The organism is Corynebacterium sp. HMSC055G02 (genome assembly GCF_001809065.1).
In the GTDB taxonomy this organism is placed as follows: domain Bacteria; phylum Actinomycetota; class Actinomycetes; order Mycobacteriales; family Mycobacteriaceae; genus Corynebacterium; species Corynebacterium jeikeium_D.
This window is the reverse complement of the sequence record NZ_KV795660.1, coordinates 40,231-59,012: the sequence shown is the minus strand read 5'-3', so window position 1 is coordinate 59,012 and position 18,782 is coordinate 40,231. Positions and strand designations below refer to the sequence as shown.

At 59.2% G+C, this 18,782-nt stretch carries 16 protein-coding genes and 1 riboswitch; of the genes, 9 read left to right on the top strand and 7 right to left on the bottom strand.

The genetic code is table 11. From position 1 onward, the window contains the following. Positions 1-143: 143 nt before the first annotated feature. Positions 144-902 (bottom strand): thiamine phosphate synthase, encoded by a 759-nt coding sequence (locus tag HMPREF2547_RS07735; RefSeq protein WP_070605397.1) that lies wholly within the window; start codon positions 900-902, stop codon positions 144-146. 70 nt (positions 903-972) lie between these two features. Then, positions 973-1,095: riboswitch (TPP riboswitch) on the top strand. Positions 1,096-1,102: 7 nt separating this feature from the next. Between HMPREF2547_RS07735 and thiO the strand changes: the two genes are divergently transcribed. The 4 genes from thiO to HMPREF2547_RS07715 are packed head-to-tail and all read left to right on the top strand — an operon-like array spanning position 1,103 to position 4,587. Further along, positions 1,103-2,266 carry a glycine oxidase ThiO gene (gene thiO, locus HMPREF2547_RS07730; protein WP_070605404.1) on the top strand — a complete coding sequence of 388 codons (1,164 nt, stop codon included), beginning with the start codon at positions 1,103-1,105 and terminating at the stop codon, positions 2,264-2,266. A 13-nt stretch (positions 2,267-2,279) separates the two neighbouring features. Continuing rightward, positions 2,280-2,513, top strand: a complete 234-nt coding sequence (locus HMPREF2547_RS07725; RefSeq protein WP_070601122.1) for a sulfur carrier protein ThiS — start codon at positions 2,280-2,282, stop codon at positions 2,511-2,513. A 29-nt stretch (positions 2,514-2,542) separates the two neighbouring features. Next, positions 2,543-3,388, top strand: coding sequence for a thiazole synthase (locus HMPREF2547_RS07720; protein WP_070601152.1), 846 nt, complete (start codon positions 2,543-2,545; stop codon positions 3,386-3,388). Then, positions 3,388-4,587, top strand: coding sequence for a ThiF family adenylyltransferase (locus tag HMPREF2547_RS07715; protein WP_070438815.1), 1,200 nt, complete (start codon positions 3,388-3,390; stop codon positions 4,585-4,587). Before HMPREF2547_RS07720 ends, HMPREF2547_RS07715 begins: the two co-directional genes overlap by 1 nt. Before the next feature lie 36 nt (positions 4,588-4,623). Here HMPREF2547_RS07715 and HMPREF2547_RS07710 read toward each other — a convergent pair whose 3' ends face one another. After that, the gene (locus tag HMPREF2547_RS07710; RefSeq protein WP_070605394.1) at positions 4,624-6,210 is read right to left on the bottom strand and encodes an alkaline phosphatase D family protein; all 1,587 of its coding nucleotides are present in this window, start codon (positions 6,208-6,210) and stop codon (positions 4,624-4,626) included. Positions 6,211-6,419: 209 nt separating this feature from the next. Here HMPREF2547_RS07710 and HMPREF2547_RS07705 point away from each other — a divergent pair, with 209 nt between their 5' ends. Next, positions 6,420-8,231: a BCCT family transporter gene (locus tag HMPREF2547_RS07705; protein WP_049189683.1), complete on the top strand. Its 1,812-nt coding sequence runs from the start codon at positions 6,420-6,422 to the stop codon at positions 8,229-8,231. A 216-nt stretch (positions 8,232-8,447) separates the two neighbouring features. Here HMPREF2547_RS07705 and HMPREF2547_RS07700 read toward each other — a convergent pair whose 3' ends face one another. The 5 genes from HMPREF2547_RS07700 to HMPREF2547_RS07680 form a co-directional block, all read right to left on the bottom strand. Next, positions 8,448-9,386 carry an amino acid ABC transporter permease gene (locus HMPREF2547_RS07700; protein ID WP_070438833.1) on the bottom strand — a complete coding sequence of 313 codons (939 nt, stop codon included), beginning with the start codon at positions 9,384-9,386 and terminating at the stop codon, positions 8,448-8,450. After that, positions 9,386-10,072, bottom strand: a complete 687-nt coding sequence (locus tag HMPREF2547_RS07695) for an amino acid ABC transporter permease (RefSeq protein WP_048733083.1) — start codon at positions 10,070-10,072, stop codon at positions 9,386-9,388. The genes HMPREF2547_RS07700 and HMPREF2547_RS07695 overlap by 1 nt, the downstream gene beginning before the upstream one ends. Before the next feature lie 19 nt (positions 10,073-10,091). Then, positions 10,092-11,033: a glutamate ABC transporter substrate-binding protein gene (locus tag HMPREF2547_RS07690; RefSeq protein ID WP_070605392.1), complete on the bottom strand. Its 942-nt coding sequence runs from the start codon at positions 11,031-11,033 to the stop codon at positions 10,092-10,094. A gap of 15 nt (positions 11,034-11,048) precedes the next feature. Next, on the bottom strand, positions 11,049-11,777 hold the full coding sequence (locus HMPREF2547_RS07685) for an amino acid ABC transporter ATP-binding protein (protein WP_069359127.1): 729 nt from the start codon (positions 11,775-11,777) through the stop codon (positions 11,049-11,051). Positions 11,778-11,897: 120 nt separating this feature from the next. Further along, entirely contained in the window at positions 11,898-13,178 is a 1,281-nt protein-coding gene (locus HMPREF2547_RS07680) for an MFS transporter (protein ID WP_070605389.1), read from the bottom strand. A gap of 259 nt (positions 13,179-13,437) precedes the next feature. Here HMPREF2547_RS07680 and HMPREF2547_RS07675 point away from each other — a divergent pair, with 259 nt between their 5' ends. The 4 genes from HMPREF2547_RS07675 to HMPREF2547_RS07660 all read left to right on the top strand — a co-directional run bounded on the left by HMPREF2547_RS07675 (position 13,438) and on the right by HMPREF2547_RS07660 (position 18,780). Then, a complete protein-coding gene (locus HMPREF2547_RS07675) occupies positions 13,438-13,887 on the top strand; it encodes a MarR family winged helix-turn-helix transcriptional regulator (protein WP_049172172.1) in 450 nt (149 codons plus the stop codon). 34 nt (positions 13,888-13,921) lie between these two features. After that, complete coding sequence (gene purB / locus HMPREF2547_RS07670) at positions 13,922-15,352, top strand: adenylosuccinate lyase (protein WP_069359129.1); 1,431 nt, start codon at positions 13,922-13,924, stop codon at positions 15,350-15,352. A gap of 185 nt (positions 15,353-15,537) precedes the next feature. Beyond that, on the top strand, positions 15,538-16,467 hold the full coding sequence (locus tag HMPREF2547_RS07665) for an alpha/beta fold hydrolase (RefSeq protein ID WP_049193820.1): 930 nt from the start codon (positions 15,538-15,540) through the stop codon (positions 16,465-16,467). A gap of 366 nt (positions 16,468-16,833) precedes the next feature. Further along, positions 16,834-18,780: a vWA domain-containing protein gene (locus tag HMPREF2547_RS07660; protein WP_224783812.1), complete on the top strand. Its 1,947-nt coding sequence runs from the start codon at positions 16,834-16,836 to the stop codon at positions 18,778-18,780. Positions 18,781-18,782 lie beyond the last annotated feature (2 nt).

Sequence of the window (18,782 nt, the reverse complement as noted above, 5' to 3'; positions counted from 1 at the left end):
GGCCATTTTTGTCATAAACGCAGTCACTAACTCGCATTGGGGCAAAGTAGGGCTAGATAGCAAATGGTGCCCACCCAGCGACACGCCGAGCGGACACACTTTTTGCCTATTAACCCACACTTTTGCTACTTAACCCACGAAACTCAGCGACCGTTCGTAATCGCAGCGCGCAGGGCACGAGCTGCCTCTTCCGGATTTTCTGCCTCGGTCAGTGCGCGAACCACCACAATGCGCTCCGCACCAGCGGCGATAACCGCATTGGCGGTCTCGGCGTTGATACCGCCAATTGCCCACCATGGCTTGACGGGGTCACTTGCGCCGCGGTCGTGTGGGCGCACAATATCGGCCACGGAATCCTGGTGGGACTCCGCTGATCCCTGTGCCCGCACTCTCCGCACCAGTGCCGCAGCTTCATGAACCATCTCGACTCCGACGGGCTGACGGTCGGGCTTCGTCGGGGTGGCATACACCGGGCCGATTACCGCGTAATCGATGCCATCGTCGGCAAGTGAGGCGGCGAACATGTCCAGATTTCGGTTGGATCGGCCGATGAGAACCTCGGGGCCAACGATCTGGCGGGCCTGCTCGGTCGTGAGGTCTTCCTGGCCCACATGCAGAATGTCTGCGCCGGTCAGCGCGGCAATGTCGGCGCGGTCATTGACGGCGAAGAGCTTGCCGTGTTCAGCGGCGACCTCGGCGAGGATCTCCACGGCGGCAATCTCGTCGCGAGTGTCGACTTTCTTGTCGCGCAGCTGGATGATGTCGGTGCCGCCTTCGTAACAGGCGTGCAGAAATTCGCGCAGATCACCGCGGGATGCACGCGAGTCGGTGCAGAGGTACAGGCGGGCGTCGGCAAGCAGGGCGCGTCGTGTTGTGCGAGTGGCAGCTGATGAGGCGTTCATGTCCCCATGTTAGGCGAGGTCGAGGATGCGGTGTAGTGGCGGCCATCGGGAAGTCATATGATGGGGGAGTACTACGTTCCGCGGGAGCCGTACTCGGCATCGATGAGATGCCGCTGGCTGAGAGGGCGAATAACGCCGACCGCTTTTACCTGATGCGGGTTATGCCGCCGGAGGGAGGAATGGCAGTGAATGCTGCCGCTATGGGTGCTGCCTCGATAGGTGAGGGTGGCACAGGGGATACGTCGTCAAGCGTTGTTATCGCAGGTGCGGGCATTATTGGCTTGGCGACGGCATGGAGACTACTTCGCCAGGGAATCGATGTGACCGTCCTCGATGCCGAGCCCGTTTCCGGCGCAACTTTCGCCGCGGCTGGCATGCTGGCGCCGGTGGCCGAAGTCGTGTGGGATCAGCCGACGCTGTATCCGCTGATGGTTGAGTCGGGCAAGCTCTACCGCGACTTTGCCCAGGCCATCGCCGAGGAATCGGGCCACGATGTCGGCTATATCGAAAATTCCACGTTTGTTTGTGCGGGTGATGCCGCCGACCGGCAGACCCTTAGCGAGCTCGTTGAGTTGCAGCATGACATGGGTATGGAGATCAACCGCATTACCGCCACCGAAGCGCGCCGGGCCGAGCCGGCACTGGGGCCGGGTTGTGTTGGTGCGGTGGATATTCCAGGAGATCACCAGGTCAATCCGCGTCTGCTCGCCGACGCACTGCTGACTATCCTGGGAGGCCGTGTCATCCGCACCCGCGCGGAAGAGGTTATCTACGCTTCCGACCGCGCCATCGGTCTGCGCGGTGCGGACGGAAGTGATTATCTCGCCGATGAGGTCGTTCTGGCTGCGGGGTTGAACACTGCCGATATCACCGGGCTGCCGGAGAATCTGAATCTGCCACTGCGCCCGGTCTATGGGGATGTGCTGCGTCTGCGTGTACCGGAGCGCCTGCGGCCGCTGGTCACCCGCACTATTCGCGGTGTGGTTCAGGGGCGTCCGGTTTATATCGTCCCGCGTGCTGACGGCACCGTCGTGCTCGGCGCTACCTCGCGTGAAGATGACCTGACCGGCGTCTCCGCCGAAGGAGTCCACCAGCTACTCCGCGACGCATACCGCCTGGTGCCCGGCATTCTCGACTGCGAAATCTACGAGATGACCGCCCGCGCCCGGCCGGGTTCCCCGGACGATGTCCCCATGATTGGCCGCGTGGCTCCAGGACTGACCGTGTCCACCGGCTACTTCCGTCACGGCATTCTGCTTACGGCCATCGGTTCCAAGCTCACGGCCGATGTCGTCGCAGGTCGGGAAACTGACAACGACCCGGTGCTTCTTTCCGCCGTCAATCCATTCCGCTTCAGCGATTAGAGGAGGCTCGCTTATGTCCACCACAACACTCAATGGCGAAGGCTACACACCGGCTGCGGGGGAGATGGTCGCAGATCTCGTCGCAAAGCACACGGGGCACGCGCTTAACGACGACGGCACTGCCGCGGACGGCACCCGCCTGGGAATCGCGGTAGCCGTGGATGGTGCGGTAATCCCGCGAGCCAAGTGGGCGAGCACGCCCGTGGCAGGTGCAATCGACATCGTGACAGCAGTTCAGGGAGGCTAGAGATGACCGAGAATTCCGCACAAGCAAATATGTCCGCGCAGGAAAATGAAACCGGGACGGCGAGCGGACTTACACGCGAACCGCTGCGCATTGGCGGACTGGAGTTGAACTCCCGTCTGATTATGGGAACTGGCGGTGCGACCAGCATGGATACGCTGGAGCGCGCGCTGGTGGCTTCGGGCACCGAGCTGACTACGGTGGCGATGCGCCGCTTTACGCCCGGCACGAAGCAGAACGTTTTTGAGATTCTGCAGCGCAACAATATTGCGGCGCTGCCGAATACTGCGGGGTGCTATACCGCTCGTGACGCGGTGCTGACTGCGCAGTTGGCCCGCGAGGCGCTGGAGACCAATCTGCTAAAGCTCGAGGTCATCGCCGACGAGGACACGCTGCTGCCGGACCCGGTCGAGCTGGTTGCGGCAGCGGAGCAGTTGGTAGCTGACGACTTCGTCGTTTTCGCCTACACCAACGACGATCCGGCGCTGGCCAAGCGGCTGGAAGATCTGGGCTGTGCAGCTGTCATGCCGGCGGGCTCGCCGATTGGCACTGGTCTGGGCATTCTTAACCCACACAACATCGAGCTGATTGTGGACCGCGCGAATGTGCCCATCATCCTGGATGCGGGCATCGGTACCGCGTCTGAGGCAGCTCAGGCGATGGAGCTTGGCTGCGATGCAGTGCTGTTGGCATCCGCAGTGACCCGTGCACATGATCCGGTGGGCATGGCCACAGCGATGCGCTTCGGCGTTGAGGCAGGACTGACTGCTCGCGAGTCGGGTCGCATCCCACGGCGTCGACTGGCCCAGGCGAGCTCGTCGTTTGAGGGCATCATCACTGAGCGCGTCAGCGGCGCACGCGAGCAGGATTCTCTGTAATGGCGGAGCAGGGTGTCAATCTTTCGGACCGCGACCTGCGCCGGTACGCGCGGCACCTAACACTGCCGGGCTTTGGTGCCGAGGGGCAGCGAACTTTGCGATCCTCCCGCGTCCTCGTTATCGGAGCTGGTGGCTTGGGATCGCCTGCGCTGTTATACCTGGCCGGGGCAGGGGTCGGGCATATCACAATCATTGACGATGACGTGGTCGACGAGTCCAATCTTCAGCGCCAGGTCATTCACCGTGAGTCCGACATTGGTCGCCCGAAGGCCGAATCTGCCGCGGATGCCGTGCGGCGCCTTGACTCCGAGGCATCGGTGACCGCAATCGTCGGCAGGTTAAGCGTCGACAATGCTGAGGAGCTCTTCGCCACTCACGATGTAGTGCTCGACGGCGCGGACAACTTCGCCACGCGCTACCTGTCCTCCGATGCCGCGGAGCTGACCGGAACGCCGCTGGTCTGGGCCACGATTCTGCAGTTCGCAGGGCAACTGTCCGTCTTCTGGCCTGGCCACGGCCCCATGCTTCGCGATCTTTACCCCGACATCCCCGATCCCGGCTCCGTGCCGTCGTGCGCCGCAGGCGGTGTCCTCGGCGCAATGGTCGGACAGATCGGCTCCATGATGGTCGTCGAAGCTATCAAGGTGCTCACTGGTGTCGGCAAGGTCGCCGTCGGCAAACTCGTGCTTATCGACGCCCTGGAGGCAACCACCCGCCCACTGTCCTTTGCAGCCGACCCGGAGCGCGAACCCGTTTCCGACTTGACCGAAATTGCGCAGGTGTGCGCAGCTTCGTGGACCGAGGATGAGGAGGCCCCGGCGCAGAGCATGCGCAGCATTGGCCCCAACACGGCGCACGAGCTTCTTGCCGAGGGTGTGCCTCTCATCGATGTACGCGAGCCTGAAGAACACGCGGAGGCTGCCATTGCCGGATCTGTGCTTGTGCCACTCGGCAACATTCGCAGCCGTGGGTGGGCTGCGATTCGCGAAGCGTGGGCTGAGCGGAACCTCCAGTCGAACTACCCACGAGTTCTGATTCACTGCCACTCGGGTGCCCGCTCGCAACAGGCAATTGAGCTGTTGGCCAGCGAGATTGAGGCTGATGGCGCCATACCGGAGCTCATCAATCTGGACGGGGGCATTGTGGCCTGGCAGGCTGCGGGGCAGGAGACCGTCGTAAAGCGTGGCGGAACGCACTAATTAGTGGCTACCGCCACGCGCTGTTGAACAGTGCGCCTACGCTTTTGGCTTTAGCGTTGTCGACCACAACTCGGTGCCGCGGGTGGTGAGCAGACGGACGGTCATCTCGCGTGAGTCGCCGTCGATATCGACTTCGCCGAAGTGCTGGAAGTCCTGTGTGGGGTCGGCGTTGGCATTGTCTTTACCCGGTGCGTGGACGTACTCCACCTTCGGCCCGAAGGTCGAATCCATTTCGTTGGGGCCGAATGCGCCCGCGTGGAGAGGACCGGAGACGAATTCCCAGAAGGGTGCGAAGTCGGTGAACTGTGCGCGCTCTGGGCTGTAGTGGTGAGCCGCGGTGTAGTGCACATCGGCGGTGAGCCAGACGACATTTGAAACATCTTTAATGGCGCTGAGCAGGCGGGCGATTTCACGTTCACGTCCTGCAGGTGCACCGGCGGCACCATTGGATACGCTTTCTTGGTCACCATCGTCGCCGTCGGGGACGATGATTCCAAGCGGTAGGTCATTAGCAACAATCTTCCACGTCGCGCGGGAGTCCTTGAGGGAGTCGATTAACCAGTTGGTCTGCTTTTCGCCAAGGATTGGTTCTTCGGTTGTCGAGCGCGGATTATTGGAAGTGTTTTCTCCCTTGTAACTGCGCATATCCAGAATGAATATGTCTAGCAACGGGCCGTAGGAAACCTTGCGGTAGACGCGCCCATCTACAGCCATTTGTTGATCAATTGGCTGCCACTCATGGAAGGCCTGGTAGGCACGCTTGGCCAGGGTGTTGACATCGCGCTCGGTATAGCGATCATCGTCTAGGACTTCGTTGGGGTACCAGTTGTTGACTGTTTCGTGGTCATCCCACTGGACTAGCTGCGGAACCTGCGCATTGAAGGCCAAGTAGTTCTTGTCCATGAGGTTGTAGGAGTACTGGCCCCGGTACTCTTCGAGAGTTTCAGCAACCTTGGATTTGGCCGGAGTGACATGGTTGCGCCACACAGTGCCGTCGGAAAGCGTGACGGATTCATCCAGCGGACCGTCGGCATAGCAGGTGTCGCCTGAGTGAATGAATAGGTCTGGATTGCGCTCCATCATGGTGGAAAAGCCGGTGTAGCCACCGATTTCGTCGTTAATTCCCCAACCCTGACCTGCGACATCGCCGGACCAGTGCAGGCGGATGTTGGATGCGCGGTTTGGGGCAGTACGGAAGGTGCCGATAACGGGATCAGAGCAGATTCCAGTATCTGCCTCTTCGAGCGTGACGCGATAGAAGATTTCCTGCCCCGGTTCGAGACCGACGACACGTAGACGTCCGGTGCCGTCAGTGTCTGGAGTTAACAGAGAGTTACTGCGGAATACCTTGGCATTCTGGAAGCTCTCAGTTGCAGCAGTTTCAACCACCATGTGGGCGGGGCGGTCTGAGCGAGCCCAAATTAATGCGCCGTCGCCGCGGATATCGCCACTTGCAACGCCGTGGGTGAGCTGTGGCCGAGAACGCAGTAACCATGGGGAGGCCAGTGACGGCGAACCCGGTGTAGCTGAAGCCGCAGCTCTAGAGGCATGAGCGAGCGTGACTGAAGTGGCAAGTGCGGTGGATGCGCCTAAACGTAGAGCGCTGCGACGGGAAAGCTGCATGGAGTCGAACGATAGGTTTTCCACTTTGACGTTCAGTTAAACCAGCGTGAACTCGAAGGAAAAAGTCGCAATTACAGCACAAAGGCTTAGTTATTGAGAATGACTGGGCTTCCTTTTGTAACGTAGATAACCGACTTGGGAGGAATGTGTCTTCCGAGCTGTCTTTTCTGAGACAGACAATCTAGAAGTGAAAGGCGCTGACCCCGATAATGGGATCTACACAAACGCCACAAGTAAAAACGCAAGAAAAGAAGTCGGGCGGTTTTCTTAAGAACCTGCCGACCGACCCGTTGATCTTCACGACAGCGATGGGTTTCATTGTCCTCTTTGTGGCAGTGACCATAGCGCTGGGGGATACCGCTCGGGATGCCTACTCGGCCGCTTCCGATTGGGTTACGTCTAACATGGGCTGGCTGTTCATCGGTGGTGTCTCGGCAAGCTTTATCTTCCTCATCGGCTTGTTTGTGTCCCGCTACGGACGCATCCAGCTTGGCGATGATGACGAAGAGCCCGAATACACCATCGCCGAGTGGTTCGGCATGCTCTTCGCCGGTGGTACTGGCTCCATGCTGATGTTCTGGGGCGTGGCTGAACCGCTCAACCACGCTTACAACCCGCCGTTCGGTCAAGAGCCGATGAGCCGCGAAGCTCAGAACACTGCGATGGCATTTACCATCTACCACCTGGGTATTCACATGTGGGTCATCATGGCGCTGCCGGGGCTCGCGCTGGGGTACTTCATTTACAAGCGTCACCTGCCGCCGCGCGTCTCCTCCATCTTCGCGCCGCTGCTCGGTACCCGCATCTACTCATGGCCGGGCAAGCTTATCGACGCCGTCGCCATCATCGGTACCGTCGTCGGTATCGCGGTATCGGTGGGCATGGGTGCGCTGCAGATTAACTCCGGTGCTGCACGTGTAATCGGTACCCCGGAAAGCTCGATGGTGCAGCTCATTCTGATTGCCATCATTATTGTGATTGCCTCGATTTCCGTGGCCCGCGGTCTGGACAAAGGTATTAAGGTGTTGTCCAATGCGAACATTTGGGCCGCCATGGCATTGATGGTCTTCGTGCTGCTCATGGGCCCGACATTGACGCTGCTGCGCCAGACCGTCGATACGACAGGTGTCTACTTGGATGCGCTGCCTCGCATCATGTTCTGGACTGACTCCTACGACGTCAACCCGAATTGGAAACAGGGCGCCTGGACGGTCTTCTACTGGGCCTGGACAATCTGCTGGTCGCCATTTGTGGGCATGTTCGTCGCCCGTATTTCCCGCGGCCGTACTGTGCGTCAGTTCATTGCCGGTGTGATTGCACTGCCGACAATCGTGTCAATCATGTGGTTCTCTATCTTCGGCCGCGCTGGCTTCGAACTGGAAAATGAGCAGCCGGGCATTCTGACGGAACCAGTCGTCGAAGGAGGGGATCCCTCGCCGGCTCTATTTATCCTGCTGGAGCAGTACCCACTGGCAACCCTTGTCAGTGTGTTTGCGCTCTTTGTGATTATGATCTTCTTCGTCACCTCCATTGACTCCGCTTCGATGGTGATGGACATGATGTCTACCGGTGAGGAAAACAAGGCTCCGACCTTCTACCGCGTGCTGTGGGGCGTCATGATTGGTGCTGTGGCAGCTTCTCTGCTGCTGATTTCTGGTGAAACCGCACTGGAAGCGCTGCAGTCTGCCGTGATTGTTATCGGTGTACCGTTCTTCTTCCTCCACTTTGTGATGATGTACTCCTTGGTCAAAGGCATGAGTGATGACCACATGGCAGTGCGCAAGCCGGTTACCCGCCAGTGGGAGAAGACCGATACTCCAGAGAAGTTGGAGAAGCACGAAGCCGCACCCGCGCCGGGCTACGACGAAGAGGGCAATGAGCTGCCGCGCTTTGAGTACACCCACGATGAAGAGGGACGTCTGGTTATTCAGTCCGATGTGGTCGTTGAAGGCGAGTTTGAGTCTGGCGAAAAGTCGGAATCAGAGAGCCCAGAGGAGTCGGGGACGAAGTCTGAGTCGTAGTAGAGCACGGTCGCAGTAGTGCCCGGCACTTGTGGCCACGCTATTCACCTATCGTTGCGCTGTAGCGTGGCCATCAGTGAGTAGCTCATCGATAGGAGCGAAGGCAAAGGCCGTAGCCAAACAAAAACGCCGCCCGGCGGAAACCATAAGCAGTTTCCGTGGGCGGCGTCGCTGTGTTCGTCGTAAAGCAAGTGTGGCGTTAAGCCGTGATTAGCTTTACTCGTAGGTGCCTCGGAGGTCCTTGTAGTCCTCATCGTGCCAATCCACGTTGGCCTGGTCCTTGGTGGTGACACCGACATCAGGCTGATGCGGGACCTTCGCAATGATGTTGCGGCGGGCGCGGCCGGCGCGGAGCTGGCTTTCGATGCGCTCAGCAAGGTTGGCAAGGCCGAAGTTGATGGCAATGAGAATGATTGCTACGACGACCAGCGATGGAATCATGGCGCCGTAGTACTCGCCAAGCTGGCGGCCAGAGCGGACAACCTCGACGTAGCCAATCATGTAACCCAGCGCGGAGTCCTTCAGCGCAATGACCATCTGCGAGATAATCGCCGGCAGCATGGCGGCGACTGCCTGCGGCAGCAAAATAGTGACCATCGTCTGGCGGTGGGAGAGACCCAGCGCAATCGCAGCCTCACGCTGGCCCTTCGGCAGCGACTCGATGCCGGAACGCAGTGTCTCGCCAATGACGGAGCCGTTGTACATGGTCAGGCCAAACACAACGGCGGCAAAGCCGAGGTAGTTCGACGGAAACAGCTGCCAAAGCGCGAACACCGAGTAGGCAAACAGCATGAGCACCAGCACCGGAATGGCGCGGAAGAACTCGACAATCACCGAGCACAGCCAGCGCACCGGTGCGACCGGGCTCAGCCTGCCGACGCCCAGGAGAGCGCCAATAACCAGTGCCAACACAATAGAGACCACAGCCGCGATAATGGTGCTGACCAAGCCGGGCAGAATGTACGTGGTCCAAGTGGTGGATTCGAGGAAGAACGACCACTTATTCGCCTCGAACTGGCCCTTGTCGGCCAGTTTCATTCCGACCCCGGCGAGGATCGCAACGGTGATTGCAGCCACGATCCAGGTGAGGGTTCGGTTGAAGCGCTGAGCCTTGGGGCCCGGCGCGTCGTAAAGAACTGTTGCGCGAGTAGCCATTAGCGCTTCACCGCCCATCGCTTGCCAGCCCAGCCGAAGAACAGGCCGGTCGGCAGAGTCAGAATAATAAAGCCGACAGCGATGATGCCGAAGATAATCAGGATATCGCTGGCGTAGTTTTCGGTCATGGTCTTCATCAGCAGCGACGCTTCAGCCACACCGATTACCGAGGCAATCGTGGTGTTCTTGGTCAGCGCGATCAGGGTGTTGCCGAGCGGCACGATAGCGCCACGGAACGCCTGCGGGAAGATGATGTAGCGGAAGCTTTGGCCGAAGCTAAGCCCCAGGGAGCGGGCGGCTTCGGCCTGCCCGAACGGCACAGTATTAATACCGGCGCGCAGGGACTCCGCAACGAAGCACGAGGTGTAGGCAACGAAGGCCAACACCGCGAGACGGAAGTTCTGCTTGACAATGAAGGAGTCATTCTCCGCAGCCAGCAGCAGCCCCAAGTTGTAGTAGAGACCCATTGAGGCCAGCAGCACAATCAACGTCAGCGGGGTATTGCGGACAATGTTGATGTACCAAGTTGACAGGGTACGCAGGATTCCCACGGGGCTCACGCGCATAGCGGTGAGAAGCGTGCCAAAAATCAGGGAACCAATTGCCGAAGCAATCGTCAGTTTGATGGTCACCCAGAAAGCCGGAAGCAGTTCCGGCCCCATTTCACTCCATAGTTCTGGATTCATTGTTTGCTCGCACCCCTTCCTACTTCTTCTCTACGAACGACAGATCGCCGATTGCCGGCTTGTCGTCGAGATCGAACTTGTCGCCCAAATGCTTCTTCAGGATCTTCTGAAGCTCACCGGTGTCGTACAGCGACTCCAGCGCCTCATTGATGGCTTCACGGCTGGCATCATCACCCTTGGGCAGGCCGATGCCGTAGTACTCATTGGTCCAGTAGGAACCATCGGGGTTGCGCAGCTCGACCACGCGGAAGTCGTCGCCGAAGCGCTCCTTGTAGCGCTGGGCGAAGCCCGCGAGAATGGTCGCATCGGTGGTCAGGGCATCGACGACACCCTGCTTCACACCTTCGGCACATGCGGCGTAGGTATCGAACTCCTGCAGCTGTACCTCCGGCAGAGCGTCCTTGACCTTCTGCGCTGGGGTGGAGCCGGATACAGAACACAGGCGAGTGCCCGGGGCGACGTCGTCAAGCCCCTGGATGCCCTCGGAACCGCGCACCAACAGTGCCTGGTGCGTGACCAGGTACGGGCCGGCGAAGTCGACGGCAGCCAGGCGGCCAGCGTTGATGGAGTAGGTGGCGGCGATCATGTTGACCTCGCCGTTGTTAATCAGCGTCTCGCGCTGAGCGGACGGGGTTTCGCGCCACTCCATCTCGGGCACATCCCAACCGTTCTTGTTGGCGATGTACTCAATGACGTAGCGGGAAACATCGTTGTCGACGCCCGCGAACTCACGGTCCGGGGTGCGCTCGCCGAGACCCGGCTGGTCAAACTTCGTACCCAGCGTCACGTGCCCGGCTTCGATATCGGCCAGCAGGTTTCGGGGTCCGCCGCTACCGCAGGCCGCGAGGCTCATCGTCGTGGCAACAGCTACGACAGCCGCCGCAACTCGCTTGCCGACGACACCTCGGCGGCCCTGGTTGCGACTGCGTCCCTGGCCTCCTCGTAGTAGTGAAAGCTTCATGGTGACCAGCCCCGCCTAGTGTCCGACGATCTTGGCCAAGAAGTCCTTGGCACGATCGCTCTGCGGGTTGGTGAAGAAGGTCTCCGGGTCGGTGTCTTCGACAATCGCACCGTCGGCCATGAACAGGATGCGGTCGGCCACGCGGCGGGCGAAGCTCATCTCGTGGGTGACACAGACCATGGTCATGCCGCCCTTGGCCAGGTCGGTCATGACATCGAGGACCTCGTTAATCATTTCCGGGTCGAGCGCGGAGGTGGGCTCGTCGAAAAGCATGACCTTCGGGTCCATGGCCAGGGCGCGTGCGATGGCGACGCGCTGCTGCTGACCGCCGGAGAGCTGTGCCGGGTACTTGTCAGCCTGTTCCGCAATGCCGACACGGGCGAGCAGCTTGTCCGCACGCTCGCGGGCCTCGGCTTTTGAGATCTTGCGGACCTTCAGTGGGGCCAACGTGACATTGTCGCGAATGGTCATGTGGCTGAAGAGGTTGAACTGCTGGAAGACCATGCCGACCTCAGCACGCAGACGGGTGAGTTCCTTACCCTCTTCTGGGAGAAGTTTGCCGTTGATGCGGATCTCGCCGCTGTCGATGGTCTCGAGGCGGTTGATGGTTCGGCACAGTGTGGACTTACCAGAGCCGGAGGGGCCGAGGACAACTACGACCTGACCAGCTGGGATTTCCAGATTGATGTCGCGCAAAGCGTGGTAATCGCCGTAGTGCTTATTCACCCCGGCAATCGAAATCATGCTCTGTGGTGTGGATGATTCAGTCATGTGAAAAAGTATAGGTGACTCACGACACATCACTGCTATCGGTGTTCCTTGTGCGATATTCACTTGTGAAAAGTGACTGCACACCAATTAGTTCTAAAGATCCACGCGATGGCGCCTCGCAACAGGCTTGCGGCCATGCACGAACCAGTAGAAAACGGCCGCGAGAACCACGACAACCGCCAGGCCTGCGTACATCTTGTCGAAGCCCATAGTGGCGGCTACCGAACCAAGCACGATTGGGCCGAGGCCGATGCCTGCGTCGACAAGCAGGAGCAGCGTCGAGATGCCCGTGCCCAACTTGTGCGCCGGCGCCAGGTGCACGGAGATGGTCTGGCAGGCCGGCATCAGCGTGCCGTAGCCCAGGCCGCAGAGCGCACCGGCGGCGATAACGTGCCAGTCAGCGGTTGCGAAAGCCAGAACAAGCAGTGAGATGGTGAAGCACACCAGGCCGATGGCGATAACGGGGTTGTCGCCGCGGCGATCTTGTAGGCGTCCCAGTGAGAAACGCGCCGCCATCATCGCCACCGCATAGGCGATGAAGAAGAAGCTGGCGCCTCTAGCCAGGCCGCTCAGCTGCGAGTATCGGTTCAGGAATGTAATCACGCCCGCATACGCCAGGCCGATGAGCAGCATGAACAGACCGATCGGCACCACTCTCGGCGTCATGATGTCATCGAAGGAAAATGTGCGCTTCGTCTCGCTTGCCGACGAATCCTCGGTGGCCTCGGCCTTGGTTTCCGCAGTGGTGGGCCCGTTGTGTTGTGGCAGAACGAGTGCCAGCACCAGTCCGACAATGGACAGGCCGAGGGCTGTGGCAAAGAGGACGCTGTAGCCGACCGAGCCAATAAGGGCTAGGCCGAGAGCTGGGCCAATCGCGGTGGCCAGGGTGGTGCCGAGCGAGATATAGCCAGTTCCCTCTGCGCGGCGCGAAGCCGGAATAGCGGTCTGGGCGGCGGCCATCACGGCGGTGGAAGCTAATGCGTAGGTCAGGCCGTGGATGATGCGGATTGCAATCAGGACCGGCAGGGATGCGGCCCAAATGTAGGCGGCACAGGCTGCCACGATGACAGCGAGCGAGCCAAGCATGATTCTGCGACCACCGAAGGTGTCCACCAAGTAGCCGGAAAAGAGTCGCGCGATGGTGGCGCCGACCACGAAAGAACTGGCAGCGAAGCCACCGGCGGCATCTGAGGCGGAGAAGCGCTGGACGGCGTAGAGCGCCATGACTGTGATTGAAAGGTAGAACACCAGGTACATGCTGAAGTTAATCAGCCAGCTGATGATGAACGCGGGGGAGAAGAGCTTGTCTTGCCCGTGCTGCTCGTCCTGCTCGTTCTGTTTGTGCCTGTTCTGTGTGGTCGTATGCGTTGTCATGCTGAAGATACGGTCTCTTTTCTCGTTTGAAAACGATCGTGGAATTAGTGCTTTGGCGAAACTGCTTTCCGGCATTTGTATCATGCAAAAATGCAGTTAGGGCTCGAATTATAACAATTGGTTTGTATGATGCAAATGTGCTTTTTCGGCCTTAACCGCATCCGTGGCGCGCTAGAATAGGGGCTGTTCAGCAAACAGATACATCCCGCAGGCCCATTAAAGGGCCGACATAAAGGCGACAAGAGGATTGACTGCCACCGTGCGAAACGACGACCTGGCCGCGCTCGTTTACGAGAACATGCTGCTATCCCGGGTGAGCTCCAGCGGCTACCGACCACATCGTAAGGACATCCTGTTGGATCGCTCCGCCGCAGCACTGCTGGCTAGGCTGGAAGCACAGCCGGATATGACAGTCGCCGAGCTCTCCGATGCACTAGGGCTGGACATTTCTACAGTGCATCGCCAGCTGGCCGCCGCCATGCGGCAGGGGTATATCGCGAAGAGGTCCGCGCCGTCGTCAAGCGCGAAGGTGCATAGCGCGACCGACAAGGGGCTAGAGCTGCTGCACCGGGAGATTGAGGCGCGTAAGAATACCGTCGATGACATTACGCATGGCTGGGAAGACTCGGAGCTCGCGGAGTTCGTGCGATTGATGCGCAAATTCAACGAGGGCGTGGAAGAAATGCGTGGTCATCCATGGCCTAGATAACCGCGGATGCAGTGGTCATGGAATACTTGAGGGCGTGGCTGAGAAAAAGAAGATCGCAAACGTCCTTGCTAACCGATACGCCTCTGCGACTCTGGCTGAGTTGTGGAGCCCTGAGTACAAGATCATCCTCGAGCGCAAGCTCTGGATTGCCGTTCTGAAGGCTCAGGTCGCTCGCGGAATTGAGGTGCCGGAGGGCACTATCGAGGCGTATGAGAAGGTCATCGACCAGGTTGACCTCGACTCCATTGCCGCCCGTGAGCGTATTACTCGCCACGATGTGAAGGCTCGCATTGAAGAGTTCTGCGACCTGGCTGGCACCGAGCACATTCACAAGGGTATGACCTCGCGTGACCTGACCGAAAACGTTGAGCAGCTGCAGGTTCTGCAGTCGCTGAAGGTCGTGCGCGACAAGGCCGTTGCCGTTGCCGCCCGCACTGCGGAAAAGGCCTCCGAGTACCAGTCGCTGGTGATGGCAGGTCGCTCCCACAACGTCGCCGCACAGGCAACAACCCTGGGTAAGCGCTTCGCCTCTGCTGCGGACGAGATGCTGCTGGGCATCGAGCGCGTAGAAGACCTGATTTCCCGCTACCCACTGCGTGGCATCAAGGGCCCGATGGGTACCGCCCAGGACATGCTGGATCTGCTTGACGGTGATGAGTCCGCACTGGCCTCCCTCGAAAACGAAATCGCTGAAGGCCTCGGCTTCGACCGCGTCTTTGACTCCGTTGGTCAGGTCTACCCGCGCACCCTCGACTTCGACGCTCTGTCCGCACTGGTCGAGCTGGGCGCAGGCCCGGCGTCGCTGGCCACCACCATCCGCCTGATGGCCGGTAATGAGACCGTCACCGAGGGCTTCAAGGAAGGCCAGGTCGGCTCTTCCGCCATGCCGCACAAGATGAACGCCCGCTCCTGTGAGCGCGTCCACGGTTTCCAGGTCATCCTGCGTGGTTACATGACCATGCTCTCCGAATACGCCGGTACTCAGTGGAACGAAGGCGACGTTTCCTGCTCCGTGGTTCGCCGCGTTGCACTGCCGGATGCTTTCTTCGCCATGGACGGCATGTTCGAAACCTTCCTCACCGTCCTGTCCGAGTTCGGTGCATTCCCGGCCATGATCGACCGTGAGCTGGAGCGCTACCTGCCGTTCCTGGCTTCCACCAAGATCCTCATGGCAGCCGTTCGCGCTGGTATGGGCCGCGAGGAAGCCCACGAGATCATCAAGGAGCACGCCGTCGCCACCGCACTGGATATGCGCGAAAAGGGTGCTGAGCAGAATCTCACTGAACGTCTCGCTGCAGATGAGCGTTTCCCGCTGGATGCCGCAGGGCTTGCCGACGCTCTGGCGAACCGCCATGCGTTCATCGGTGCCGCGGAATCCCAGGTTGACCGCGTAGTTGCACGTGTGCAGGCTGTCGTGGACAAGTACCCAGAGGCCGCGGCCTACAAGCCGGGCGAGATTCTGTAGCTTCGCGAGCGTCACGCGCGAAACACGTAAACGAAAAAACGTAAAGACGTAAGGTCCCTTGAAAAACTCTGTCACGTTGGTGGCAGAGTTTTTCTTTGTTTGTTGACGAAAGCACCAGTGAGCAGCCAAGTTCCTCGGTACGATGAGCGATAAGCATCGAAACCTCTACTCGAAAGGTGCCCGACGTGACATCGGCTGTTAGGACTTCGCTTTCTCGCCCAGGTGCCACATTGAATGTGCTGCGCTGGGTTCCAGAAAATGACAAGGGCGCGCCCATTACTCCTAAGGGAGTGGTGCAGATTGTCCACGGCATGGTCGAGTACGCCAACCGCTACGCCAAGTTCGCCGAGTACCTCGTATCCCAGGGTTATGCCGTCGTCGCGCACGACCATCGCGGCCACGGTATGACCAAGACGGATGCTGGCATCCCGGGCTTCTTCGCTGACTACGGTGGCTGGAACCTGATTCTCGAAGACCTCCACGCGGTGCGCCAGTACGTTGATGCAGAATTCCCAGGTAGCAAGCACTATATTCTCGGCCACTCCATGGGGTCGCTTCTGACTCGTAACTACATCGCCAAGTACGGCGAGGGGCTCACCGGTGTCATTATCATGGGCACTGTGTCGTGGCCAGGGGCTAAGGGCGACGCGGGAATGAAGGTGGCAAACCTGCTGGCTAAGATTCGTCCTACCGCGCCGGGCAAGCTGCTCAACACTCTCACCTTTGCTGATTACAACAAGGACTTTGAGCGCCGCACTAAGTTTGATTGGCTCACCCGCGACCACAAGATTGTCGATGCTTATATTGCGGACGACAAGTGTGGTTTCGTTCCCACCAATGCCTTTTTCCGCGACCTTCTCGTCGGCACGCACTACGCGAACTCGCCTGAAGCCTATGAGAAAGCGCCTGATGAGCTGCCGCTTTTCGTGGTTTCCGGTGCCGTTGATCCGGCGGGTGGCGCTGCCTGTGTGACTGAGGTCGTGGGCAAATACCTGAACGCGGGCAAGAAGGACGTGCGCTTTAAGGTCTATCCGGATGGTCGCCATGAGATTCTCAACGAGTTGAATAAGGAAGAGGTCTACTCCGACATTGTGGCGTGGTTGGAGTCCCGCTAGGGGGAGCTGGTTAATAGACAAAAAGTATGCCCGTTCGGCGGGTCGACCGGTGGGCATCTTTTGCTACTTATCCCAATGCGAGTTACTGACTGCGTTTATGTCAGCGGCGGCAGGGCGATGCAAGTTACTGACTGCGTTTATGACAAAAATGGCCTGAAAAATTGCCTGAAAGTGTCATAAACTCATACAGTTTCACATTTGCAGCCCGTAATCATATTTGGCGCCCGTAATTTTTGGGGTCTGCCCAGTCATTATCTTGAGAATCAGACATACTTTTGTCATGTAACGTTCTTTTTACGCTTGAAGATTTACGCTTGAAGAAAAGGAACCGACCACATGATCAGAAGAAGACAACTCTCAGCGGTCGTGCTCACCATCTCCATGCTGCTGGTGCTCGTAGGCTCTTTTGCGGGAATCACAACAGGGCGTGCACAGGCGCAAGAGGCCGCGAGTACTATCTCGCCAACCATGGTGATCCTGGATGCTTCAGGGTCAATGCTTGCCGACGACGCGGGCGGCCAGACCCGAATGGAGGCAGCGAAGACTGCCACGAGTAAGTTCGCGGGATCGGTGTCAGAGGACTCCGAAATTGGGTTCATGGTCTACGGCACGGAAGTTGGCAATTCGCCGGAGGAGCGGGAAGCTGGCTGTCAGGACATCACCACGCTGCTGCCCGTGCAGGCGGGTAACTCGGCGAAGATTCCTGCTGAAGTAGGAAAGGTCCAAGCCTCCGGCCACACCCCGATGGGGCCTGCGCTGCGTCAGGCTGCCGATGAGTTGCCGAAAGAAGGGCAACGTTCGATTGTGTTGGTCTCCGATGGTGAGGACACCTGTGCTCCGCCACCGGTGTGCGAGGTAGCCAAGGAACTCAAGCAGCAGGGCATTGACCTGGTCATCAACACAGTTGGTTTCCTTGTTGATGCAGGTGCACGTGCTGAACTGGAGTGCATTGCTGAGGCCACTGGCGGTGAGTACCTGGACGCCCAGGACTCCGATTCGCTGGCTGAGTCCATGAAGACGCTGGCGACCCGCACCGCACGCACCGCGCAGTCCAGCGCGCAAGAGATACAGGGCGGCGACGCTCCTACGAGCGCTACCAAGGTGCCTGCCGACGTGGAAACGTTCTCGACCAAGCTGCGGGAAAAGACTCCTGAGTCCGAGCGCAGCATCGGTAATCAGGAAGGCGACGGTGCTGAGTACTTCTCCGTCCCGGTTGCTGAGGGAGAGCGGCTTGCAATTAGTGCGGCTACCGTGCCGGGAGCGTCGTCAGGCGCGACGTTGATGGACCTAGATGTTCGTAACTTCGCGCTCACTATGCATTTGGATGACAGCAGTTGCTTCCTGGCCAATGATTTCGGCAATGGCATCATCGACTCCAATGGCCCCTTTTTCGCATCGATAACAACCAAGCAGTCCGGGGGAGCTGAGGGGGACTGTAAGCCGGGCAATGTGGTGTTCTCCGTGGCTCGGAAAGGCGGCTCCTTCGAGGGCCAGGACATTCCTGCAGAAGTAACCATCAAGCGTTTCGCCAACGAAAACCTGATTGATGTGCCGGAGGCGTTCCCGTCCGACAAGGAGAGCTTGAACCCTCCGCCCGCGACACCGGAAGCAGATCAGGCTAAGAAGGTCACCCCAGGTTCGTGGTTCGATGACGCCACGGAACTTACTGCCGACAACATCAGCAGCGTCACGGCCGACATTGTTCCTGGTGAGACGCACGTGTACAAGATCAAGTCCGAGTATGGGCAGCAGCTCCGCGGCGCCGTCAAACTCATTGACGCCCCAGAAGCGGACAAGCTTGCACAGATCTCCGGCCTGGATATCAAGACGCTGAACTCGGCACGCCAGCTCGCCGGCAGCGAGGAAAACCGTCCGGCCAATGAACACCAGATCGGTGAAGAGACTACATTTGGTAACTCGGCCCGGATTAACTATCGCAATCGGATCGGCGAAGATAGTGAAAAGTCGGGCGATTACGAGGCTGAAAGAGCCTGGTTGGATGGCGACCAGTACATCGTTGTCTTCTTCAACAACAGCTGGGGTGCCGGTCAATCCCACGATGTCGCGGGTGTTCAAAACGTCCCGGTGACTTACCAGCTGACCACGGAGTTGGTCGGCGAGAAGATTCCGGGCCCAGCTTTTGAACAGGTCGCGCACAAGTCGCCAAGTAGCGAGGCCCCGACTAGTAGCCAGCAGAATCCGAAGGGCACCGAAGAAAACGAGGATGACGGCTCTTCCAACATGATGTGGTTCTCTATTGGTGCAGTTCTGTTAGCCGTCGTCGGCGCGGCAATCGCGTTGACCCGTAAGTAACG